The sequence below is a fragment of the Enterococcus sp. AZ103 genome, assembly GCF_051714685.1.
In the GTDB taxonomy this organism is placed as follows: domain Bacteria; phylum Bacillota; class Bacilli; order Lactobacillales; family Enterococcaceae; genus Enterococcus_A; species Enterococcus_A alishanensis.
In genome coordinates, this window is sequence record NZ_JBIOSI010000002.1 from 511,227 (window position 1) to 533,757 (window position 22,531).

Annotated in this window: 22 protein-coding genes; 5 read left to right on the top strand and 17 right to left on the bottom strand. The window is 38.7% G+C overall.

Annotation, left to right across the window (positions count from 1 at the left end; translation table 11 throughout):
- Positions 1 to 41: 41 nt before the first annotated feature.
- From ID741_RS17145 to prdC, 8 genes are read right to left on the bottom strand one after another with little or no spacing between them, the layout of a single operon-like run.
- A complete protein-coding gene (locus ID741_RS17145) occupies positions 42 to 923 on the bottom strand; it encodes a sulfite exporter TauE/SafE family protein (protein ID WP_218325513.1) in 882 nt (293 codons plus the stop codon).
- Between the two features lie 22 nt (positions 924 to 945).
- Positions 946 to 1,962, bottom strand: a complete 1,017-nt coding sequence (locus ID741_RS17150; protein WP_218325512.1) for a proline racemase family protein — start codon at positions 1,960 to 1,962, stop codon at positions 946 to 948.
- A gap of 14 nt (positions 1,963 to 1,976) precedes the next feature.
- On the bottom strand, positions 1,977 to 2,456 hold the full coding sequence (locus ID741_RS17155; RefSeq protein WP_438720937.1) for a glycine/sarcosine/betaine reductase component B subunit: 480 nt from the start codon (positions 2,454 to 2,456) through the stop codon (positions 1,977 to 1,979).
- A gap of 22 nt (positions 2,457 to 2,478) precedes the next feature.
- A complete protein-coding gene (gene prdD / locus ID741_RS17160; RefSeq protein ID WP_438720938.1) occupies positions 2,479 to 3,216 on the bottom strand; it encodes a proline reductase cluster protein PrdD in 738 nt (245 codons plus the stop codon).
- A gap of 11 nt (positions 3,217 to 3,227) precedes the next feature.
- Positions 3,228 to 3,953 (bottom strand): D-proline reductase (dithiol) protein PrdB, encoded by a 726-nt coding sequence (gene prdB, locus ID741_RS17165; RefSeq protein WP_281419014.1) that lies wholly within the window; start codon positions 3,951 to 3,953, stop codon positions 3,228 to 3,230.
- A gap of 3 nt (positions 3,954 to 3,956) precedes the next feature.
- Entirely contained in the window at positions 3,957 to 4,259 is a 303-nt protein-coding gene (locus ID741_RS17170) for a CBO2463/CBO2479 domain-containing protein (RefSeq protein WP_218325507.1), read from the bottom strand.
- A 16-nt stretch (positions 4,260 to 4,275) separates the two neighbouring features.
- Positions 4,276 to 6,189, bottom strand: coding sequence for a D-proline reductase (dithiol) proprotein PrdA (gene prdA / locus ID741_RS17175; protein WP_438720939.1), 1,914 nt, complete (start codon positions 6,187 to 6,189; stop codon positions 4,276 to 4,278).
- Positions 6,190 to 6,210: 21 nt separating this feature from the next.
- Positions 6,211 to 7,503, bottom strand: coding sequence for a proline reductase-associated electron transfer protein PrdC (prdC, locus tag ID741_RS17180; RefSeq protein WP_281419013.1), 1,293 nt, complete (start codon positions 7,501 to 7,503; stop codon positions 6,211 to 6,213).
- A 251-nt stretch (positions 7,504 to 7,754) separates the two neighbouring features.
- On the opposite strand from prdC, the gene ID741_RS17185 reads away from it, so the two are divergent.
- Both ID741_RS17185 and ID741_RS17190 read left to right on the top strand, forming a co-directional pair.
- A complete protein-coding gene (locus ID741_RS17185) occupies positions 7,755 to 8,633 on the top strand; it encodes a LysR family transcriptional regulator (RefSeq protein WP_438720940.1) in 879 nt (292 codons plus the stop codon).
- Positions 8,634 to 8,983: 350 nt separating this feature from the next.
- Positions 8,984 to 10,165, top strand: a complete 1,182-nt coding sequence (locus tag ID741_RS17190) for a hypothetical protein (protein WP_438720942.1) — start codon at positions 8,984 to 8,986, stop codon at positions 10,163 to 10,165.
- Here the strand turns inward: ID741_RS17190 and ID741_RS17195 are convergent.
- The 9 genes from ID741_RS17195 to ID741_RS17235 all read right to left on the bottom strand — a co-directional run bounded on the left by ID741_RS17195 (position 10,162) and on the right by ID741_RS17235 (position 19,682).
- On the bottom strand, positions 10,162 to 10,677 hold the full coding sequence (locus ID741_RS17195) for a GNAT family N-acetyltransferase (RefSeq protein WP_438720943.1): 516 nt from the start codon (positions 10,675 to 10,677) through the stop codon (positions 10,162 to 10,164). The genes ID741_RS17190 and ID741_RS17195 overlap by 4 nt on opposite strands.
- Positions 10,678 to 10,695: 18 nt before the next feature.
- Positions 10,696 to 11,559 carry a GNAT family N-acetyltransferase gene (locus tag ID741_RS17200; protein WP_438720944.1) on the bottom strand — a complete coding sequence of 288 codons (864 nt, stop codon included), beginning with the start codon at positions 11,557 to 11,559 and terminating at the stop codon, positions 10,696 to 10,698.
- Between the two features lie 170 nt (positions 11,560 to 11,729).
- A complete protein-coding gene (locus ID741_RS17205) occupies positions 11,730 to 12,413 on the bottom strand; it encodes a fructose-6-phosphate aldolase (RefSeq protein WP_438720945.1) in 684 nt (227 codons plus the stop codon).
- Positions 12,414 to 12,473: 60 nt separating this feature from the next.
- On the bottom strand, positions 12,474 to 13,565 hold the full coding sequence (locus ID741_RS17210; protein WP_438720946.1) for a PTS fructose transporter subunit EIIC: 1,092 nt from the start codon (positions 13,563 to 13,565) through the stop codon (positions 12,474 to 12,476).
- A 13-nt stretch (positions 13,566 to 13,578) separates the two neighbouring features.
- The gene (locus tag ID741_RS17215; RefSeq protein ID WP_438720947.1) at positions 13,579 to 13,893 is read right to left on the bottom strand and encodes a PTS fructose-like transporter subunit IIB; all 315 of its coding nucleotides are present in this window, start codon (positions 13,891 to 13,893) and stop codon (positions 13,579 to 13,581) included.
- 27 nt (positions 13,894 to 13,920) lie between these two features.
- On the bottom strand, positions 13,921 to 14,382 hold the full coding sequence (locus tag ID741_RS17220; RefSeq protein WP_438720948.1) for a PTS sugar transporter subunit IIA: 462 nt from the start codon (positions 14,380 to 14,382) through the stop codon (positions 13,921 to 13,923).
- 1 nt (position 14,383) lies between these two features.
- On the bottom strand, positions 14,384 to 16,348 hold the full coding sequence (locus tag ID741_RS17225) for a BglG family transcription antiterminator (protein ID WP_438720949.1): 1,965 nt from the start codon (positions 16,346 to 16,348) through the stop codon (positions 14,384 to 14,386).
- Positions 16,349 to 16,552: 204 nt separating this feature from the next.
- Complete coding sequence (locus tag ID741_RS17230) at positions 16,553 to 17,332, bottom strand: glycyl-radical enzyme activating protein (RefSeq protein ID WP_438720950.1); 780 nt, start codon at positions 17,330 to 17,332, stop codon at positions 16,553 to 16,555.
- 10 nt (positions 17,333 to 17,342) lie between these two features.
- On the bottom strand, positions 17,343 to 19,682 hold the full coding sequence (locus ID741_RS17235) for a formate C-acetyltransferase (RefSeq protein WP_438720951.1): 2,340 nt from the start codon (positions 19,680 to 19,682) through the stop codon (positions 17,343 to 17,345).
- 167 nt (positions 19,683 to 19,849) lie between these two features.
- Here ID741_RS17235 and ID741_RS17240 point away from each other — a divergent pair, with 167 nt between their 5' ends.
- From ID741_RS17240 to ID741_RS17250, 3 genes are all read left to right on the top strand, one after another.
- Positions 19,850 to 20,617, top strand: a complete 768-nt coding sequence (locus ID741_RS17240; RefSeq protein WP_438720952.1) for a DeoR/GlpR family DNA-binding transcription regulator — start codon at positions 19,850 to 19,852, stop codon at positions 20,615 to 20,617.
- 377 nt (positions 20,618 to 20,994) lie between these two features.
- The gene (locus ID741_RS17245) at positions 20,995 to 21,648 is read left to right on the top strand and encodes a TetR/AcrR family transcriptional regulator (protein ID WP_438720953.1); all 654 of its coding nucleotides are present in this window, start codon (positions 20,995 to 20,997) and stop codon (positions 21,646 to 21,648) included.
- Entirely contained in the window at positions 21,641 to 22,531 is an 891-nt protein-coding gene (locus ID741_RS17250) for an ABC transporter ATP-binding protein (RefSeq protein ID WP_438720954.1), read from the top strand. The genes ID741_RS17245 and ID741_RS17250 overlap by 8 nt, the downstream gene beginning before the upstream one ends.

Here is a 22,531-nt window from a genome sequence, read left to right on the forward strand (position 1 = left end):
AACAAAAAAACCGAAGAACTAAATCTTCGGTTAATGTTTTTTTATTCCGCTACTCTCGCTGGTTGTAAACCTTTACGGATATAAGTTATACCGGAATAGATAACTACAACAATGATAATCCAAGTTAATACTTCAATATCTAAGCCAGTCACAAATTTCGCGGCAATGATTACGCCGATAATACCACCGATCGTGATACCTAACGAAACTTTACGGTTGTAATCCCCCGTTTTAATAAAGTTAGCTGAAGCGACTGGCATTAAGCCTGCACAAGAGCCCATCATGATTGGCATGGCAACTAAAGGACTCATCCCTAACATATAAACCATTGCCATACATGGCGCGTAAAGTCCCACACCAATCGTCATTAATGAACCTAAAATAAAGTTTCCGACAATTCCGATGACTAAAGCGCCACCAGTTAATGCTGTTGCTTCATTTCCAGCACCTAATAAATCTAACATTCCTAATTGACGTAAGGCCATTAGGATCGCTGTTACAATCAAGGCACAGCCCATGAAAAATTGGACTTTACGTTCAGGTAATTTAGTAACAAATTTTGAGCCGATAAATGAACCAGCAATTGCTGCAACAACTAGTGAAAATAACGTTAATGGAGCTACTTTTACTACTGTAATAAAGATAAAAGCTTCCATCATCACTGGAATTGCATGACTGATATTCAAAACACCTGGTAAATGACGGTCATCGTCCAATTGTTTCGTAATTTCTAACAACATTGTAGTAGGTGCAAAACTCCCTACTCCTAAAGTATCTAAAAAGTCAGTCACAAAACCGATTGCCCCAGAGATTAACCAACTACCATTTCCCCAGTTGCCTTTGTTTTTTACCAAATCCCGAATAAAATAAAACAAATAATATACAAGTAATGCCCCTAAAAGGGTAAGTAAAGCTGCTACCATGTTCCCACTCCTCCAAATAAATTTAGCCCAAAGTAAACCCGTCCTTCAAACTATCTTTTGGATCAATCAAGAAATTATTAAAGCCAGTGATATAAGCTGAGCCAGTCACTCGCGGAATAATTCCTTTAAAGCCTTCAACTTCTGCTTCGGCTACGATTTCTCCTTTAAATTTCGTTCCCAAGATGCTTTCATATACAAAGGTGTCACCAACACCCATTTCACCTTTACCATACAAAGTTGCTAATTTTGCACTGGTTCCTGTGCCACATGGTGAGCGATCGACTTGTCCTTCACCAAAGACCACAACATTCCGATATTTCGCCTCTGGACTAACTCCAGGACCATAAAATTCCACTAAATCAGCGGTTTTAATATGTGCTAAGGTCGGATGTTGCATTTCAATTTGTTCATTAACAGCATCACGAATCTTCATGCCTAATTCGCTAAATTTTGACGCGTTTTTCGGTTCGATTGTTAAGCCGAATTGTTCCGCTGGTAATAAGACAAAGAAGCTGCCACCAAAGGAAATATCGACTTTTATTTCTCCTACATCAGGAACATTTACTGAAACATTTTCTTTATATAAGAAAGATTCTACATTCTCAAATGAGACTGATTCTGCTGAATAATCTTCATCTAAATGGACCATGCCTGTCACGATCCCAGCAGGTGTATCTTGAACCACTTTGACTTCTCGGTCACCTGGTTTTACATCCACCCAGCCAGTTTCAACCGCAGTCGTCATAGCTGCAATGGTATTGTGACCGCACATGTTTAAATAACCGCCAGCATCCATGAAAATAATGCCATAGTCGGCTTCCTCATGAACAGGTTCGCAAATAAAAGCACCAAACATCTCGTTATGTCCACGTGGTTCATGCATTAACATCGTTCGTAAATGATCTTGTTCATTTTCTAAATAAGCTCGTTTGTCAGCCATCGTTTTTCCAGGAAATTTAGGAATGCCACCGATGATTAAACGTGCGGCTTCGCCTGCTGTATGAGTGTCGATTGCTGAAATCATTTTTGATACTTTCATGATATTCCTCCAGATTATTTAATTTTCTGATCGTCTTTACGCATCTTTAATTTGATTGCAGCTAGTGCTTTGGCTGCATCGCGACGATCGATGGTATTTTCACCGACAATTTCGGTTTCAATTCCTTTTTCTGACTTATTAAAATCTAAAACATAAGGTGTATACTCATTTTCCACTACAAATTTCGCTTGTGATCCAATGAACTTGAGTCCAATCACGCTAATCTCTCGCTGACCAATTTCTGCCAGCGTGTTGGCAAAGTCCACATCCGAATTACCCCAACCATCAGTAGAGGCAACTACGCCATTGGTCCTCATACCAGCTAACCATGCGGCGGTCCGTTGTCCCACCAAATATTTCATGGCATTATCTTGCGGTGTTCCCACCACAATGACTCCTTGAAAATCAATATCAGGGTCACCGGCTAATAAATCAACTAGCGGATCTTGAAAATGGTGTAAAGATGTCTCTTTTGTCGATGGTCCAATCCCCATAAACTGTACCTCTTTTCAAAAACTAAACCATTGAACGCAATGCCCCGTCTCGATATTCGTTAGCACTTAAAAAGACTGGCATGTTGTTCATATCAATAATTGATTGACCACCCTTAAAACCACTCGGCTCATCAGGAAAAAGTAACATATCATACATGGCGCCTTGTCCAGCTACTTGTTTAACTAAACTGACTTTGGGTTTTCCTGGGTGCTGTTCTTCTTTATATTCGTAACTTTCAATTGCTTGATTACCTGACAACAATTTTAATTCTTCCCGAATTTCTTGAATATATTGATCAACAATTTCGAACATTTTTAAAGCCAAGGCACGATTAAAAGCCGTCCCAGCTTTTGCCAGACAGTCAATCAATATTATATGATCACTGGATTTTGGTGTACCAACACGATCAAACATCATGTTTTCCACCAATATTCCTTCTGAAGAACCGAATTCATGCATCTGTTCCCCAGCACAAATAGCACCAGTCATCACAACGGTCACACCGGTTAAAGTGTGGGTAATTCCGGCACCTAGCCGTCCCAATACCTTCGTGGAGATCGGAATGACATCCATGATGGTATTGGTGACAATGTGTGTCTGGCCAGGGGCGAGAAGTTTTACCGTTAATGATTCAAGATCGGGGCAGTCGGTCTCAAAGTCTTCTTTTAGCTGCAAGCTGTCAGGGGTTAATTTTAGCTTTTTCCCCGTTGTCATTTGCTGAATGTGAAAGACTTTGATTTTTAATGTATCGTCTGCCATAAGCCTACTCCTTAGACGTGAGCGATATACTCGTAAGGTAATGGAACGATCTTGCCTGGTGTTTCGATTGATACTAAGTTTCTTAAGGTATCATGTAAAATACCTAATTGCATTTCGATGTTGTTCGGTTCACCTGCGTTAGCACCCATCGGCACGCGTGGGGCAACGGCTCTTGGTGAACCATTTTGCCGTACTACTGGTGGTAATGCGGCAATTAAAATTGTAGGAATCCCGGCTTCCTCAATAGCTCTCTGCACGATCACGGCAGTTCTATGACAGGTTCCTCAGCCAGCGGTTAAGACAACTGCATCTACGTCTTCTTCCACTAATTTTTGTGCGATCTCTGGTCCAGTTACATCGTGAAAGGCTTCTTGGTCGCCCCCGCCGCCCATAAACCCATAATGGATTGGTGCAGCTTCTTTGATGAAACCTTCTTTAACTAAATCGTGTAACCGATCAATTGGAAACATCGCATTGATATCGCGGTTTACATCGGCATTATCGTACCCACCGTGTGAAACCATTAAATCACTTGTTGGAGTTGTATCAGGAATTTCCCGATAACTAGTATCCCCTGCAAGGTTGAATCTTTTATCAGATTTTAAATGTACGCCGGCAGCTGTTGCCAAAGCGATACGCATATCTTTAAGCTCTTTTTTAACTGGGGTGAAGACAGATTTCGGCGTAATTGGCACGAAAATTTCTGACTGTAACCCTTCAAAGACTGTTAAGCCCATCGTTTAATTCTCCTCTCTTGCTTCTCGTCGTTTTTGATTTTCTAGGCGACGTTTTTCGTGTTCATAGATTGCCGTTTTATAATGCTCATTCGGCGCTTCTTCCAACACTTCTGGATAACTCATTAAAAAGCCGACTTCTTGGCCGATTTCTAAATCGTACTCAGAAATAATCATTCTCCTAGGAATCTTTAATTGTCCTAGACGACCTTTAATGTCAATCGTGACACTGGCGTCGTGGACTTCTACAATGATACCCTCAAACATTTGCTCAGTTGAGGTGTATTTGAGTTTATCTATTCCATCCATAAGTTCACCTAAAATCTTAGTCTTCTTGTTCGTAAATTTCTAAACGTTTTTTGCTTTTCGGTAAGACTTGTTCATTGTCGACTTGTTCAATTTTTTGACCCGTAGTTTTTTCAATGATTTCAATGTTGTTTTGTTTAACGTTTGGATTCCATTTACGTTCAGCGGTTTTAATTGTGCCGCCGCCCATTAAGGTTTTCAACATTGCTAAGTCACGAATCGCATCTTCAGGACAAAGAGTATTGTTAGACAAGATTTCGTTCTCGATCCCTTGTTTTGATTTGTTGTTATCAACCATGGCACCCATTTCGTGGTTACCGACAACTAGCGCGCCTTGCATTGCACTATATGAGTCGCCGACAACTTTAACGCCACGTTTGCCGATTTCTTCAATGTGAGAAGCAAAGTCGATATGGTTGTTCCCAAATCCTTCAGTCGTTACGATGGCACCATCAACATCCATCGCTTCAATTGTCATCCCTAAACGTTTAGAGACATAATATTTTTCAGTGTTAGCTTGTGGTGAACCGACGAACATGATACCGACTAAATCGATTTCTTCGTCTGCCATCGCAGCTTGCACTAATGGTTCTCTCCAGTAGTGACGAGAAGTTTCTTTGGAAGCTGGTCCAATACAAGTTAATGCATGAATTCCGCCGTCTAAAACTTCGGTTGGTGCTAACATGATTGGTAAGTTTCCAAGGTCAACGTTTGGTTTGGCACCTAATGTTCCCACTGGTTCAACCGGCATGATTAAGTTGTCATGCATTGCACCTTGACCCATGATTTCTTTCACAATTACCACACGTTTATTACCAAAACGACGTTTTTGAATGATTTCTTCTGAATCCACAACTAAACTTTCATCAGCTTTTTTCAAGGCTTCGCGAATTTCTTGGGTAATGTAATCAGATGCTTTATGGGCAGCTAATGGACCAGGCCGTTCCATGTTGGCATTTTCTTTAATGGTCACTTGAGTTTTAATAAAGATTTCGCCTTTATCTGGTGCTCCTGGACGACCCCACATGATGTTACGATCTAATTCACCTTCAGACGAACCAAATTCACCAATTTGTACGCCATTAGCATCTGTCCCAGTAACAACTAAAACGACACCATCTAAAACACGTGTAACGCCATGACCTAGATCGCCTTCTGTTTTAGCAGCTATTGGTTGAACATCCATGATTGTTTCACTATATTCGTTATATCTGTCTGGTGTGATGATTTCAATCGTCATTGCTTCAACTAATTCTTCTAATTCGACTGCTTCCGCACAAATGTCTTTCATGTTGCGAATAGTCAACGTAGTGCCTTCGATTTTCGTTTCATCACCGAAAACAACTTCCGAAATTTTCATATGATCATGACGAACGGAACGAATAACTTTTTCTTCAACTTTTGGTTCAGGTTCAACTGCTGGAATCCCTTCAGTTGCTTCAAATTGCATTGGTGTTTCAGTAATTACTGGTGCGCTAGGTGCAACACCCATTTGACCCGCAATTGCCATTGGTACTTCTAAATCAATTCCACGACCTTCAGCAATGTGAATCTTGATTGTTTGACCGGCTACACTTGGTGCAACAGGTGCGACTGGCGCCACTGGAGCAATTGGTGCAACGATCTCTTCAATTGTTTCAACAACTTTTGGTGCCGCTTCTTCAACTGGTGCACTGGAAGCTTTGACGCCTTCTAAAATAGATTCTGTTAATGGTACTAACGCATCCGTGGTTTCTTTCAAAGTTGCCCCAAGGACTTGTTCAATCGTTAATGCATTGTCAGGTAGTTCAAGCAAACCAGAATCTTCTAAATCCGCGAAAATCGCTGGATCTTCTAAATCATCTGGTGCAATCACTTTCCCTGCTTCAGCGCGGCAACATAAAACCGCTGGATCTAGTGCATGCTCTTTAGCAGTATCTGCAGTAATAGACATTTCGTTAATTCCTCCTAATTTTTAATTGCTAGTTGGTAATCGACGATATAGCTTATGTCCATCTGCACGCAGCACATGATCTGTATGATGATAAACCGGAACTCCTAACCTAGGAGCTACACCCATAACGGTGTTCGTTCAATCGGAACACGATCCAGTCATCACAACTTCAGCGCCTTGTTTCTTCAAGGCCATTACGGTTTGCGCTTGTCCCGGACAGATACCTGGTAAGGCACATCTATATCGTCCATTCACTTCTACCATTCGTTTGCAACGCTCGGCTGCCACAACTTCAGCACCCATGTTGTTGGCAATTTCGGTCATGCGTTCAGCAGAACCGCCACACTCACAGATTAATAAACCAATCTTACGGCTTTCTTGTGGGAATGGCATTGCGACTAGCACGCCGCCACAAGTTTTAGTAATCGGACTCATTTCTGTGCCACTTCGACCAGTCATAGGTCCCCCTAAAACGATTTCGCCATGAGGTTCCACATAGCCGCCGACATTGTTAATCAACGTCTTTGCAAATGTCCCAATCGGTACATCAACAAAAACTGTTTCTTTTTGTTTCACGCGACCAGATACAGTCACATCTTTATCAATAAAAGGTTTACGGTCTTCAATAGCTTCAACGATTCGTTTGATGGTTTCCACATTGTCAACTACAGCACCAACTTCTGATGGCAGCTGACCAGGCTCTAAAACGATATCTAAAACTTCCCGCACAATCATCCGTTCATCGCCAGCCGGATAAATATCTGGCAATTGATAAACAGAAATATTCGGTTCGTTAGCTACCGCTTTTTCCATTTGTAAAACCAATTGACGATGCTTACCTTTGATGGCAATCACGCCTTTTGGTGCTTGCGTCATCGTCATGCAATATTTCACACCACGAACTAACTGCGCCAAATGTTCTTTCATTTGTTTAACATTGTGAGCTAATAACGCTTCACATTCAGCTCCGTTTGCAATAAAGGTACCTTCTGTGATCTCACAAGCTAACTTAAGAAAAGTTGGAAAACCCGCTCCGCCAGCACCTACGACACCTGCGACTTCGACTGCTTGAATGTCAGATTCAGTCTCGGGAATTTTTACGTAAGTCGAAAAATCTTGTTCTTGATCAATCGTCATCACAACATTTTGATCATCTACTTCCACAATTGTTCCCGAAAAACTCGCATGAACGTTGGCACCTAAACCATTTGGAACCGCTATTAATTCTCCGCGAGAAATATGTTGTCCACTTTCTACGATACCTCTACAAGGTGCGCCAACATGTTGCTTTAATGGTATTAGAATTTCTGTCAATTTGATTCACCTCCTCTTAGTTAATGGTGGTACTTTTTGTTGCTGATGGAAAGTTAATGTCACTTAAAATACGGTTATTTAACCAACCATTGTAAAATTTTTCACTTATAAAAATAAGCGCAGAGTGACCCTCTTGTGAATAATATAATTTAATAGTATTATTAAGTAAATCGCTACTTTTTCAACTTATCCTTGAAGAAGTCTCAACAATGAAGTTGATTTCGCGTTTTCTATAAAAAAGGAGTAAAAAGATGGATACTAGAAAATACAAAGTATTGTTGTCAGTCGTTGACTTAGGCAGCTTCACTAAAGCTTCTGAAGAGCTGGGCTATACGGTCTCAGGCATTTCTCATATGATGAATTCCTTAGAAGAAGAAATCGGATTTAAAATTTTATTTCGCTCCAAAAAAGGAGTTACCCTTTCTCACGATGGCGCCGAACTTCTACCGATTTTACGTTCAATTATCAAATTAGAAGAAAAATATGAGCAGACTTTAAGTGAGATTCACGACTTGAATCAAGGAACCATCCATATTGGCAGTTATCCCAGTGTCGCAAACCATTGGCTCCCAAAAATTATCAAACAATTTAATCAACAATACCCTAAAATAAAAATCAAAATTACCGAAGGCGTCAATCAAGAAATCATGCGCCTTTTAGATGAAAAGCGCGTTGACGTAGGTTTTGCCAGTAGCCAAAATACACAAAACTACACCTGGATTCCCTTAGGAACTGACCCGATGATTGCCGTTTTACCTTTGGATCATCCAAAAGCCAATGACGAATACTACGACTTAAAAGATGTCGAAATTGATGACTTCATTGTCACTGCTGGCGGGAATGACGAAGATGTTTCTAATTTATTGAGAAAATATTCACTAACTCCGAAAATTGGTTACCAAACTTTTGAAAACTATTCTGCTTTGGCCATGATTGAGGAAGGTTTAGGTATGAGTGTCATGAACGAACTGATTACTAAAGGCCGCAACGTTAATTTAGCTAAAAAACCATTGAATCCACCAGCATTTATTGAGCTTGGGATTTTATTACCAAAAGACATTGTCACTCCAGCGGTTACCAAATTTGTCGACTATACAAAAAAATACTTTCAAGAAAACCCGGTGATCTGATTTAGATTGAGGGAAGAGGATTAAGCTGTCATTCTTTGGCAGCTTTTTTATGTTCAAAAACTTAATGAAATGATTTACGCGTGCAAAAAGGGGCAAAATTTTTTAAAGTGTTCACAAAGGAGGGTAATGTTTCAGGAATGAAGAAAAAATGATTGCGAATTTGATCTATAATAAAACGCTTACTTTACAAGTCTATTGTACCATGATTTTTCACTTTTAAATAATGGCCTTTCATTTTTTAAAAATTATTTTATTACTGATAGTTGGTACTACAAAAAGACAGATTAATTCCTTCGATTCGCATTTGTTTGTATAATACAGCAAACGTTTATTGACAGGAGAGGGACAACATGAAAAAGTTTTTTTGGGTTCTAGGAGCTATTGTAACAGTAGTCTTATTATTTTTGGCCATCAATTGGTATCAAAACCGGCAAAATTTAAACGATATGATCGCCAGATCCAGTGAAGTACCAAAATGGACTGCTGACACTAAAGCACTGGTAACTAAGAAAAATTTTGAACAAAATAGTATTTCCCGCGTCAAAGCCGATGGGCAGAAAATCGATCCTGCCAATGTTTCTTCGATTGTCATTCCTGGCTTGAGAGGTGCTTGGTCTGTCAATCATCAAACCAAACAAGCCTCTTTTGGGACTAATTGGGTACCTCAAGGGGTGACTGAATCTGGTAACCAATATTTTATCAGTTTGTATGATGGTGATCATAAACGTGATTCAATCATTGTGATCATTCATAAAAAAAGTCGAACTTACGAAAAAACTTTGATTTTAGGCTCCAAATCCCATGTTGGTGGAATTACTTATGATCAGGAACGGCAACGACTTTGGTGGGCGGATGATCACAAAAAAGATGCTGCCGGAATTGCCTATACTAGTCAAGCCACGATTGATAGTTATGATGCCCGTAAAGTCAAAGGCGCGATTGCTTTTACCCGTATTTCGATTCCCTGGTATACCCGGACTTCAACCATCCAATATTATAAAAATCAATTAATTGTCGGCATTTATCGACCTGGAAAACCCGGCCCGTTAATGGTGATGCCCACCGACCAAACAACTGGTCTACCTGATGCTCGGATTTCAACCGTAGTCGATGGAGTTGATTTAACCTCTCGCAAACAACTAGTAAAACGACTGTTAGCTGAAAATGTTTTAAGTAAAATTTCTATCGACGATCCTAATACACAAGGTGTTGCTGTCACTGGTAAATCCGGTTTGACTTTGATTTCTTCTTCGGAAGGAATAGAAAACTCAATGATTCAAGTGAAACAACCCAATCAAAAATTTGGTACTGGTTTCAGACTGGATAAAGAAACTGTTGGGGATCACACTATCACTATGCCGCCATCGATTGAGCAAATCTCGGTTTATTCCGATCATTTATCCGCCATATTTGAAAGCGGCGCAAAAAAATATCGCGAAGTTGATGCTTTATTTGGGCGACCGATTATTACCGACCGAATAATGATTCTTAAAATCCAGGATGTCCAGCCAAAAAAAACCGGCCACCATTAAAGTGGTCGGTTAATTCCATATAAATACTGCAGCTGATCACCATTATAATAACTACTAATAAATTCAGCCAGTTTAATCATACCAATACTTTCAGCAACTTTAATAGATGCATGATTATCAGGATGAATAATCGAGCAAACTTGATCTTGTTGTAATACTTCAAATGCATACTCTTTACAAGCTTCGGCAGCTTCACGGGCATAGCCATGATGCCAAGCATTTTCCTTTAATAAATAACCAATTTCCAAAATTTGATCTTCTTGATAGGCTTGTAAAGATAAACCAGCTTGTCCAATCATCTCGCCTGTTTCTTTTAAAACCATGGCCCACAAGCCAAAACCATCTGTATGATATCTTCTTCGCTGACGATCCAGCCATTCTTGCGCATCTTTATCAGTAAAATCGTGCTCATAAGCATACATCACCATAGGGTTTTGCAGCATCGCCTTTAAATCTGGCAGATCGGCTTGCGACATTTCTCGTAAAATCAGTCGTTGTGTTTCAATCATCATCCCATGTACCCTCCGCATTTATTCAGTTGTTATCGTCATGACCATTTCATATTGGCTAGTAGTTTCGGTGAAGCCCAGATTTGTAAGAAATTGCAGCATCTCCACCAAACTAGTATCAATATTCACTAAACGCAACGGTTTTTGACTATGGGTCTGTAGCGCCGCCAGTAGATCTTGACCAATGCCTTGACGGCGCGCATTTTTCGCCACAGCCAATTGCGGTACGTCACCAGTGGCTCTTTCAACAATACCGTAGCCAACAATTCTATTGTCGATTTTGGCTAAAACTACATCAAATAATTCTGCAACATTTTCGACTGATTGACGAGCATTTTGCCATGAATCAGCCACATCGGCAAAAGTTTCCACTAAGTCCCATTCAGCTGGCGATAATTTTTCGACAAAATATAATTGGCTGATAGATTTATCTGGTGGCACCAATTCTTTTTGCGCTTGCATCACTGAAAAACTGCGCCGAATGGTCATTCCTTGTTTTTCATACAGATGATAAGCTGTCGTATTTTCCTGTAAAACTTCCAACTGATATTCTTCCACACCGGCTTCAACATAAGCTTCCATGATGGCAGTCATCATTTGATTAGACAGTCCTTTGCCACGACTTTCCGGTTCAATACCCGTCATCAAATCATAAGCCGTCCACTGACCCTCGATTTTTCGCAATCCACTTAAAACAAAACCAACTAATTGATCTTCTTGAAAAGCCCCCACCGAAATTTCCGGTTGATAGCTGCGGCGCTTTAACATGTTCTCATACTGGCTAAAATCTTGATTGAAGGGTACCGCATAATCCGAAAAGGCTTTCATAAATGTCTGATACAATTTCTCTAAAGGAAATTTTTCAAGAGTTTTGACTTGATACATATTTTTAGCCTCCTTTTCGATTAGTTTAACAGTTAGGTATGACGGTTTGCTGAAAACTGATTAAGATTGTCATGACAACTACGTTTATCAATAGCTTGATTCATACTTTAAGACAAACCAAAGAAAACCCACACTTTAGATTTAAAGAGTGGGCTTTTTTTATGATATTTTTAACCTAGGTTATAAATAGTTACATCTTCTCCAAAAGTTTCTTCCCAATCGTTGGAGAAATCAGTCACAGCTTGTTCAATCGAAGGCATCGCAAAAGCTGCGGCTAAAATATCGGCCCCCATGGTTGCTGCTTGGGAGCCACTTTCTAGTGCTGAGGTTACTTGACCAACATTTTTAAAACTGGCAGCCAGAATTTTGGTCGCACTCTTTGTTCGAGTGATTTCTTCTACTAGCTGATAGATTACTTCACTAGAATCAATCGATAAGTTCTCCATTCGATTAAAATAAGGGGCTAAATAATCAGCTCCTGCCGCAATCGCTAAGTATCCCTGCATTTTTGTGTAGATCGCCGTTGCGGTGACATTGATGTCCCGTTTTTTTAGTTCCTTCATAACTTTCAAACCAACTTCTGAAGTCGGGACCTTGATGTAGACTTGCTCGTCAATTTTTGCCAAGATTGTTTCAGCATCTTTTAACATGCCTTCGTAATCTTTGGCAACAACTTGGACGTGTAAGCTTTTATCAAAACCAATGATTTCGCGAATTTGCTTCATATGATTGAAAAAATCGATTTTACCTTCTTTTTTAATGATGGAAGGATTAGAGGTAACTCCGGCTAGCGGCAAGCTATCATTGTAACGAGTAATTTCTGTTAAATTGGCTGTATCCAGTAAAAATTCCATGATGAGGGCTCCTTAAAAATTATTTTTGCGACCAATACTATATTGAGATTTTACAACAAATTACATAATTTCAATATCAAACTCGATATCATTGTTCAGTGGATGGATCTCTTCAACTTTTTCTTCTACATTTTTCTTCAAAGCAATGACAATTCCAGCTGTAATCACCGTTCCAATCAAAGTTCCAAGAATATACATTAGTGGATTACTCGTGACTGGTGCGACAATCCAGCCACCCCATGGTGCAGGATTACCAGCGCCTAAACCAATGGCAACTGCTGAACCAATCGCACTTCCAATGATATTGGCTGGGATACAACGTAACGGATCGGCTGCTGCAAAAGGAATCGCGCCTTCTGAAATACCAACCAAGCCCATGACAATAGCAGCTTTTCCTGAATTGCGTTCTTCAACTGAGAATTTTTTTGGTGCCACAATCGTTGCTAAACCCATCGCCAATGGTGGGATACAGATAGCTGCACCAATCCCCGCCATAATTGCGACCGCTGTTGCGCTAGGTAATCCGGTTGACGGATCGACCGTTCCAACCATTGCAGAACCAAAACTAAAGGCTACCTTATTAATCGGTCCACCCATATCAGAAGCAATCATCGCTCCTAAAATCAGACCTAAAACTACTAAATTTCCTGTGCCCATTGCTTCTAACCATGAAGTTAAACTGGCCATTAACATTGCAGTTGGTCGACCAATTACCCAGTACATTAAACCGCCGACAATGATTGTTCCCAACAATGGAAAAACAAAGATTGGGCCTAATGAACGTAAGCTAGACGGCAATTTGATTTTTTTCAAGTAATAAATCACAATCCCTGCGATCAAACCTGATAAAATCCCACCAATAAATCCAGCACCAATATTACTGGCAATCATCCCACCAATAATTCCGGGTGCCAGAGCTGGACGATCAGCCATCGAAAAGGCAATATAACCTGATAACATAGGTACGACTAAACCTAAGCCAACGACACCAATATTGGCAATATCTCCTAAGATCCCTTCAGTCGGGACCGCGGCTGTTCCTGAAAGTAAGACACTCAATGCCAGTAAAATCCCACCAGCAACTACAAAAGGAATCATATAAGAAACGCCAGTCATTAAATTTTTACGGGTATTTTTCAGTAATTCTATCATTCGTTTACTCCCCCTATGCTTTACCTAATTTTTCTTGCAATTTTTTTATAATTGCATCAGCTTTATTAATGCAATCTGCGGCACTCATACGGACAACTGGCTTCCCTTTAAAACGATCTTCATTTTTGATACCGATATTGTTGGTTAAAATTACGGCATCTGCGGCAGCAATTTGTTCTGCGGTTAATTCATTTTCGATACCGATCGACCCTTGTGTTTCTACATGACACTCGACACTGTTGTTTTTTCCAGCTAATTCTAAACTTTCGGCTGCTAAATAAGTGTGGGCTACTCCTGAAGGACATGCTGTTACGGCTACAATTTTCATATTATATTTCTCCTTTTAAATGTTTTTTTAGGCTACGGCTGCTTGTAAACTTTCATTTAAGACAGCTAAAATTTCTGAAGGATTCTTAGCATCTTGTAAAGTTTTTCTAAAATCTTCATGAATCAACTTACGGGAAAGACTGGCGATAATTTTTAAATGTTGATTGCCTTGACACGCTTCTGGAACAGCTAGTAAAAAGACTACATTCACATCCGTCTCATCTAAACTTTTCCAGTCCAATGCTTGATTTAAACGACCAAAAGCGACGGTGGTTTCTTTTACATGGGGCGATTTCCCATGGGGAATCGCAATCCCAAATCCGATGCCAGTAGTGGTCAATTCTTCGCGGGCAATTACACTTTCGTAGTAGCCATCATAATCATTCAGTCGATCTGCCCTATGAATTTTTTTGGCTAAGGCTTGAATGGCTTCCTCTTTGGTGGTGGCATCAATATCTAAATCAATTAATTCTGCGTTAATAATTTCCATCTTACGACACTCCTTTAATTAGTTGGTAGATTTCTTCAGCACTCTTGTTATGGAAGAAATAGTTGACTGTTTGATCTGTTTTTACTAATTTGTGAATATCAGTCATCGCACCTTTTAACAAACGGCGCTCTTGATCAGCAATACAAATCAATAAAACGAATTTAACTTTTTTGTTACTCCATAAAATCGGTTCCTCTAGTGCCAATAAAAATATCTTTGTTACCCGCACATTTTGTGGTGCCGCATGAGGAATGGCTACTCCTGTGCTCAACGCTGTTTCGCCAAGCTTTTCTCTTTCGAAAACTTCTCTACGAAAATCTTTGGTGACAATTTTTCGTTTTTCTAGTTTTTCAATCATATAGTTTAAGCATTGCTGTTTGTCTTTAAACCTGCAACGGGTTTCAATCAACGAAAGATCTAAGATTTCTCTCAGATGAGAGAAATCAGTGGTGATTAATTGTTCTGTTTCTTCATTTCTAAAAAAGAAATCGGCATACAAGGAAGAAATATTTTTGATGTCTTCTTCCGTAATCAACGGAGAAACTTTAATCACGGGCACTTGAATATCCGTTAGTTCCACGGAAGAGATAATCAAATCCACGCTAGCTAATTGACTGTTATATAACGATTGCAAGGTCGTTACTTCAGCAATGTCTTGTGCTGGTAAGACCCGTGCAATTCGATTTAAAATCAATTCACTGGTTCCCACCCCTGTCGGGCAGACAATTAAAATCTTTTTACCATTTCTAGATTTTTCTAATGATACTTGGAAGTACATTGCTAAAAAGGCGACTTCCTCTTCATTGAAACTAACAGCTAATTGTTTTTCAACGACAGCCATGGCATACCAAGTCGCTCTAAAAATAACCGAATATTGATTTTTTATTTCTGCCAATAATGGATTGGTGGTTTCTAGACCTAGTTTCAAGCGATAAATCATTGGAATAAAATGTTTGACAAATCGCTCTTTTAACTCTCGATCTTGGCTGAAATCAACTTGCATCATTTCCCCCATTTGTTGAAAGATTTGATCAATGATTGGTTCAAACTTTTGGTAGTCTTTTTGATCGCTCATTTTCATTTTTACGCCATAACCAATCAATTGACGATTAATGTAAGCCACAATTTCTTCAGAATTATCAAAATCAAGTCTTTTCGCAAGATCCGCGACTAGCTCAGTGGCAAGATAATAAGTATCGATAGATTGAATTTGCTCAAATAAGAATTCTTTTTGGGGACTTAATAGCTGGCCTTTCTTTAATCGGAAAAAATAGATGATAAAACTAAGTAAAATCGATTTTTTATACTGATAGGAAAGATCAAATTCTGAGTGTCGTTCAATATTGGTGATTTGTTCAATAATAGCTGTAACGATCTGGTCGCCGAATAATGCGGTTAATGCTTGGTAACCTTTTTGTTCAAATAATCCATCATCTGATATATGGTGCTCTTTTAAATAGTTTTCACAAAAACGAAAAATACTTCTTTGCAAATCCTCTTCACTACAAACGACGCAGGTCCCTTTGTTTGAAGACAAAACATTGACATGATACTGCTGATGGATTTTTTCTAAGTCTTGCATGATTGAACTGGGACTAACATGAAATTCTTCCGATAAACCTTTATGTGTAACTGTTGCTTCATCAATTAATAACATTTTGGCAATCAGAAATTGTCTCTGTGCGGGTCTTTGCCCGGGACATTCAACTAGATCTAGATCCATCTGCTGGAGTAACTTCATCTTGTCCTCGGCATTTCCCAATAAACGAATGCCTCTGCGTGGTTTTCTTTCAAGGGTAATATTATAGGCTTCTAAATTTATCTCATTTTGAATCGCTTCAAGGTCGGAATAAATTGTGCGATTGGTTTTTGCGATTTTTTCTGCGAAATAAGCAACTGGTAAATAGTCTTCATTTTGAACTAGCAACTGAATCAAATATTTTTGTCTGGCTTTTATTCCTCCCATTTTTTCTCCTCCAAATTGTAAGCGCTTATCAACTGTAAGCTCAATATATCACATGATTTTCCAGCAAGATAATACATCTGATTTCCACATTAATGTTGAAATAAGCATTTTTTATGTAATGAATCGTTTCATTTATAATAAAAAAGAAAAAACCAGGCGGTATTCAATAGAAAAAATAAATTTCCTATTTATTCCGCCTCGTTTTTATTTCAGACCATCTACATTTGCTGAAATACCTTCCGCTTCGAAAATTGATTGAATGGTTCTAACCTCTGCATCAGTCAAAGTCAAAGCATCCTTTAACTGATATTCCCAACCAAGATATTGATACTTGTTACTTCCATACTGATGAAAGGGCAAAAGATGAACCGCAGACACTTCTTGTTGTATCAAATAGTCAATCAATGCCTGGATATTTGACTGACTCGTGGTATATCCTGGAATCAAAGGAATTCTTGGTGTTAATTCCAGATTTTGTGTGCGTAAAAACGCAAAATTCTCCTTAACTAGCTCCTGATTGATACCAATAACCTGACGAGCGTCTGTTTGATCCATTATTTTTAAATCGAATAATACTTGATTTAGATAAGGCGTCAAACTAGCTATTTCTTGAAGGGGAAAACAGCCAGTCGTCTCGATGGCGGTATCTACACCTAGTTGATGTAGCTCTTTTAACAATGCTTGGGCAAATTCTGCTTGCATCAGAACTTCTCCACCAGATAAAGTCACACCACCGCCGGAAGTTCTAAAAAATATTTCATCCTTCATTACTTCTTCGACTAATTGATCGACCGTCCACCACTCGCCTACTGTCTCTGCTTGACCATTTTTATTCCAGACCGTTGGCTTAACTGCTAAGCGTGATTCTGGATTTGAGCACCAAGGACATTTCAAGGGACAGCCTTTTAAAAAAATAATCGTCCGAATACCGTCGCCATCGTGGACCGAATAGCGTTGAATATTAAAAACTAGGCCTTCAGTCATTTTTCTTCTCCTATAATTCATGTCCTACGCGGGCAATAATATCATCTTGAATTTGCTTATTCAGATCGACAAAAAAGGCACTGTAGCCAGCAACTCGCACTAGCAGACCAGAATATTTTGCGGGATTTTTTTGAGCATCCAACAAGGTTTCTTTTGATTGCACATTAAACTGGACATGTTGAATTTTTAATTTAGTAAAAGCCATTAAAAAGTTCGCAAATTTATTAAGACCTTGCTGACCCTTTAAAGTATTGGGTTGAAATTTAATATTTAACAAGCTGCCGTTTACAGTTAAATAGTTATCCAATTTACTAACCGATTTCAATACTGCAGTCGGTCCTAAACGATCACGCCCCACCATAGGTGATAAGCCGCCATCTGCCAACTGTTCCTGCGCTTTACGACCATCTGGTGTTGCCCCCACGGCTTCCCCTAGAGGAATATGAGCCGATACTGTATATGCTCCTGGAATAAATTTTCCGCCACGTACATTTTCATATTTTTCTAGCTCTTTTGCATAATGTCGGAAAAAGCTTGCCGCGATTTGGTCGATTTCATCATTGTCATTACCATACTTATCAAAATCTTGAATCACATGTTGTTGCAGGGATTGATATTTGCCTTCGAAATTTGCAGCCAATGCTTCCACTAATTCAGCAAAGGTCAACTCTTGATTTTCAAAGACCATTTTTTTAATGACGTACATGGCATCACTCAAATTTGCCTCGCCAATTCCCTGAACACCAGAAAAATTATAACGGGCACCACCTTCTGTTACGTCTTGACCATTAGCTAAACAATCTTTAATTAAAACAGATAAAAATGGTGTAGGTGCATAAGCCCGATGACCCAAATCAACAATATTTGAGCCTTTAACAACCAATTCAACATAATAATCAATTTTAGCTTTGATATCGACTGACAACATTTCGTAGCTCACGGTTTTTTTATCCTTCAGATCATAGATACTGAGTTCCATAATCCTTAAAAGATTAAACAACGCAATATCATGTAAACCATATGTTTTCCCAGGAATTGACGTTTCAACACAACCGACTGTTGCATAATCTCGAGCATCATCTAATGAAACGCCTTTACTTAAAAAGGCTGGCACGCAAACCTCATCATTAAATAATTGCGGAATCCCGGTTCCTAGACGAATCGTTTCACAAGTTTTTAACAAAAATTTTCGAGGAATAACTTCATTCATCCGAACAGACAGATTAGGTTGCGGTAGCAAAATTTCATGATATAGATCCAACATCAAATAAGACAAAGGATTAACTGAAGCGTGACCTAATTCATCGAGACCACCTAAAACGACTGTGTAGCCCGTCGGAAAACCAGCGAAACATTTAGCACTGCTTTCACTTCTCAGTAAAACAACATCATTGGTTTTAATATAAAAATCACCTAAAACTTCGTATAAAAACGCTTCTGATTCACCTGCCCTAAGTGAAGCCTCGTAAAAAGGATATAAATATTGATCCATTCGCCCTAATGACAAGGAAGAGGCGTTGGATTCATATTGACCTACAATACTGGTCATCCATAATAGCTGAAGTGCTTCGTAAAAAGAACTTGGTTTTTCCTGACTTAATTTCTGACACATGTCAGCAATAACCAACAGTTCATTTTTTCTCACCGAATCGGCAGATTTTGCTAAGGTTAAGGCCAGTCTTTGATAACGAATAAAATGATTCCGCAATCCAACAAAAATTAAATATCCTGCTTTAAAAAAATCATTTTCCGGCTGATCATGGATTTTTTCCGCTAGCTGATCAATATAATACGCAATCCCATGATTCAAAATGCCGGGAAAATCCATGATGATATGTCCTTGGCCCTTGTCTGTTTGATTTAATTTAAAGACTTCATCTTTTAAAGCATCTTTCACTTCATCAGTCAGTTGCTGATTAATAAAGTCCTTCATGGAGCGACCTTGCCAATAAGGATATAATTTTTCCCGGTAAATTTTCTTATCTGCTTCAGTAAATTCAAATTGATCCTGGGGTCGTCCATCAATCGTATCAATTTCTTTCATGATCCAATAAGGGTCCATTTCCGGTGAAAGAATCCCTGAACGAGGACGAATCGTTCGATTGCCCACCAACAATTCTCCTTCACGAATGCTAATCGCGACATTTTCTAAAATATGAACCACCGCTTTCGCCCGTCGAATAATCGTCGGTTCCCCTTCTGTTTTCTGATAACTTTCCGTATAAAGTAATGCACGTTCTAATGAAATTTGGCGTTTTTCCTTAAATAAATGATCTTTCATTGTTTGGATCCGCTGATTGCCATCAACTACGATATTCGCAGTGTTAGCCTCACTTACTATCTGTGACATAGCTATTTCATCTCCTCGTTATATTTTCTTTAGTATAATTTTTCACATAAACGATTTCCACGTTTTTCTTGGAATTAAGTAAAAATATTCCAATTTTTACCGATTATCCCAACTTTTTTGTTGAATTTATTGGAAATACTTGTTAATTTATTAATGAGGTGAGTCAAATGAAGGCATCAGAAATTGCACAGCGAAGAAAAGATATCACCGCTTTGCTCTATAAAGAAAATAACTTGAAAGTCGCTACTTTGGTTAGCTTGTTTGATGTATCAGACGAAACGATTCGTAAGGACCTAGCCTATTTAGCTAGTGAAGGAATTTTAGAAAAAAAACACGGACGCGCCATCTTAATCAAAGAGAAACCTTTGGAGCCAGTCTTCCATCGTCGACCAAAAAATTTAGCCAAAAAAGAAACCATCATCACAAAAGCGTTGGAGCTCTTGCAATCAGAAGATTTAATTATTGGTCTTGATCAGGGCAGTACCGTAGCACTTCTTGCCAACAAAATCGCTCAGCTATCGTCACGACAAATTTTTACAGGTTCGTTAGCTGCCATTTTAGAGCTGGCCAACGCCCATCACCTACTTTATTCTTTTGGCGGACAATACAATGCCGAAGATATGACTTTTCGAAACGATACGGGAAAAGAAATGTACCCCGATATCCAATTTGACGTTTGCTTCTTTGGTTCCAGTGGGGTTAAAAATCGAAATGGTTTTTGTACTTCTTCCCTAGCAGACGCTGAAGCCAAAAGATTAATGCTGAAAAAATCATCAAAAAAAATCGTCCTAATCGACGATTCAAAATTCCAAACCACTTCTCTTGTACAAGTCGCTTCTTGGTCAGAGGTTGATGTCGTTATCTCAAATCAAGGCTTATCACCTGAAATTGCTAATAATATTCGACACCAGACTCGCTTGATTTTGGTTCCATGATTGTTAAGGATTCAAGACACTACCAAATAATTCAACGAAAAAAGTTCCAGGCTCAGATTTGAGCTTGGAACTTTTAAATTTTACAAGTTAGACTTTTTCAACTTGATTTAGCGATGCAAATCTATATTTATAGCTTACCTGACAGTTTACTAAGAAATTCTTTTCTAGCTTGATTCTTTAGACTGAATCACAGTTCTAGTTAATTTGATAAATTAAACCGATCTGAGTTCACAATAAATAAGCGCCACCTGCTATCATAGAAGCTAAAACCATAATTGACCACACAGTCAATTTTTGTTATAATATCATTGAAAGAAATAATCTATTTATTTTTTTAACCGTAAATTGACCGTTCAGTCAATCAAAAAGGAGCCCCCATGACTTTAGAAACATTTCATAATTTAACAAATGAAAAACGCCAGCGAATTATTGATAAAGGCATCGAAATTTTTTCTAAATTTTCCTATACTGATGCCACAACCGATTTTATTACTAAGGAATCTAACATTTCAAAGGGATTACTATTTCACTATTTTGGGAACAAAAAAAAGTATTATCTATACTTGCTTAACTATTCATTAGAGTTGCTTACACAATTTGAGTCACCGGTAGAAAGCCCAGCAGAGGGAAGTTTTTATGAGATCCTTTTTGCATATATGGATCGAAAAATGCACTTGATTCTTCAATATCCCAATGAAATGCATTTTCTCAATCTTGCCAGTCGTGAAAACAGCACCCAAGTCAGTGGTGAAATTCAGCATTTAATCGGTAACTATTTGTTAACTGTTCAAAATAATTCTAACCTCGTCTTCGACCAAGCAATCACAACTTTAAACCTAAAGAAAAATATTAATAAAGATATTCTCGTCCGCGGACTAAGCACCTATGTGAATGCGATTATCAATCAAAAACTGACACTTTATCAAACCAATCCTGATATTTTTTTTGAAAATTCCCATCAACTGAAAAAAGAAATAAAAATGTATATTGATCTAATGCTACAGGGAGTAGAGGTGACTGAAAATGATTGAAGCGATCCATTTAACTAAATATTATGGTAAAACAAAAGGCATTAAGGATTTAAATATAAAAATTGAACCTGGAGAAATCTTTGGATTCATCGGGCCGAATGGAGCAGGAAAAACCACCGTTATCAGACTATTATTGGCGCTGATATATCCCACAAGCGGTACGGCTGAGATAACTGGGCTAGATTGTTTTAAAGGAAGTAAAAAAATCAAAGAACATCTCGGCTATGTTCCTTCTGAAGTACATTATTACGCTGACCTAACAGTTAACGAACTATTTGAATACTCCAATAAATTTTATAAAAAAGATCACACGGATAGATTCACTCAGTTTGCAAAACGACTTGACCTAAACCTCAACAAAAAGATTCATTCTTTGTCTACGGGAAACAAAAAGAAGGTCGCCATTATTCAGGCTTTATTGCACGAACCAAAAGTCTTGATTTTTGATGAACCGACGGGTGGTCTCGATCCTTTAGTTCAACATGAATTTTTTGAAATTTTGAAAGAAGAAAAAGCAAAAGGCACTACAATTCTTTTTTCTTCGCATATCTTATCGGAAGTCCAAAAAATCTATGACCGAGTAGCTTTTATTAAAGACGGAGAACTCTTCGCCCTCAAAAAAATTGAAACTCTCTATAATCAGCAATTCCGCCAAGTTGAGCTCCATTACAAACAACCCATCGACCTTTCTTCTTTTGATAACCAACCTTCCATTACCAATTTATCTCAAACTGACCAAATTATTCGTTTTCTTTATCAAGGTAACATTCATCATTTATTATCCCAACTTGCAAAAGACACCGCTCTCGAGAACCTTTCCATCAGCGAGCCAACCTTAGAAGATGTGTTCATTCATTTCTATCAAGAAGGGCGGAGAAACTAA

Bases quoted from the DNA above. Each gene is read 5' to 3' on its own strand.
- prdA (WP_438720939.1), bottom strand. From the start codon at position 6,189: ATGTCTATTACTGCAGATACTGCTAAAGAGCATGCACTAGATCCAGCG.
- ID741_RS17240 (WP_438720952.1), top strand. From the start codon at position 19,850: ATGAAGGCATCAGAAATTGCACAGCGAAGAAAAGATATCACCGCTTTG.
- ID741_RS17205 (WP_438720945.1), bottom strand. From the start codon at position 12,413: ATGGAATTTTTACTGGATACAGCCAATTTAACAGAAATTACTCGTTAC.
- ID741_RS17230 (WP_438720950.1), bottom strand. From the start codon at position 17,332: ATGACTGAAGGCCTAGTTTTTAATATTCAACGCTATTCGGTCCACGAT.
- prdD (WP_438720938.1), bottom strand. From the start codon at position 3,216: ATGGCAGACGATACATTAAAAATCAAAGTCTTTCACATTCAGCAAATG.
- ID741_RS17195 (WP_438720943.1), bottom strand. From the start codon at position 10,677: ATGATGATTGAAACACAACGACTGATTTTACGAGAAATGTCGCAAGCC.
- ID741_RS17190 (WP_438720942.1), top strand. From the start codon at position 8,984: ATGAAAAAGTTTTTTTGGGTTCTAGGAGCTATTGTAACAGTAGTCTTA.
- ID741_RS17155 (WP_438720937.1), bottom strand. From the start codon at position 2,456: ATGGGGATTGGACCATCGACAAAAGAGACATCTTTACACCATTTTCAA.
- ID741_RS17145 (WP_218325513.1), bottom strand. From the start codon at position 923: ATGGTAGCAGCTTTACTTACCCTTTTAGGGGCATTACTTGTATATTAT.
- ID741_RS17200 (WP_438720944.1), bottom strand. From the start codon at position 11,559: ATGTATCAAGTCAAAACTCTTGAAAAATTTCCTTTAGAGAAATTGTAT.
- ID741_RS17220 (WP_438720948.1), bottom strand. From the start codon at position 14,382: ATGGAAATTATTAACGCAGAATTAATTGATTTAGATATTGATGCCACC.
- ID741_RS17225 (WP_438720949.1), bottom strand. From the start codon at position 16,348: ATGGGAGGAATAAAAGCCAGACAAAAATATTTGATTCAGTTGCTAGTT.
- ID741_RS17245 (WP_438720953.1), top strand. From the start codon at position 20,995: ATGACTTTAGAAACATTTCATAATTTAACAAATGAAAAACGCCAGCGA.
- ID741_RS17235 (WP_438720951.1), bottom strand. From the start codon at position 19,682: ATGTCACAGATAGTAAGTGAGGCTAACACTGCGAATATCGTAGTTGAT.
- ID741_RS17210 (WP_438720946.1), bottom strand. From the start codon at position 13,565: ATGATAGAATTACTGAAAAATACCCGTAAAAATTTAATGACTGGCGTT.
- ID741_RS17250 (WP_438720954.1), top strand. From the start codon at position 21,641: ATGATTGAAGCGATCCATTTAACTAAATATTATGGTAAAACAAAAGGC.
- ID741_RS17170 (WP_218325507.1), bottom strand. From the start codon at position 4,259: ATGGATGGAATAGATAAACTCAAATACACCTCAACTGAGCAAATGTTT.
- ID741_RS17150 (WP_218325512.1), bottom strand. From the start codon at position 1,962: ATGAAAGTATCAAAAATGATTTCAGCAATCGACACTCATACAGCAGGC.
- ID741_RS17215 (WP_438720947.1), bottom strand. From the start codon at position 13,893: ATGAAAATTGTAGCCGTAACAGCATGTCCTTCAGGAGTAGCCCACACT.
- ID741_RS17185 (WP_438720940.1), top strand. From the start codon at position 7,755: ATGGATACTAGAAAATACAAAGTATTGTTGTCAGTCGTTGACTTAGGC.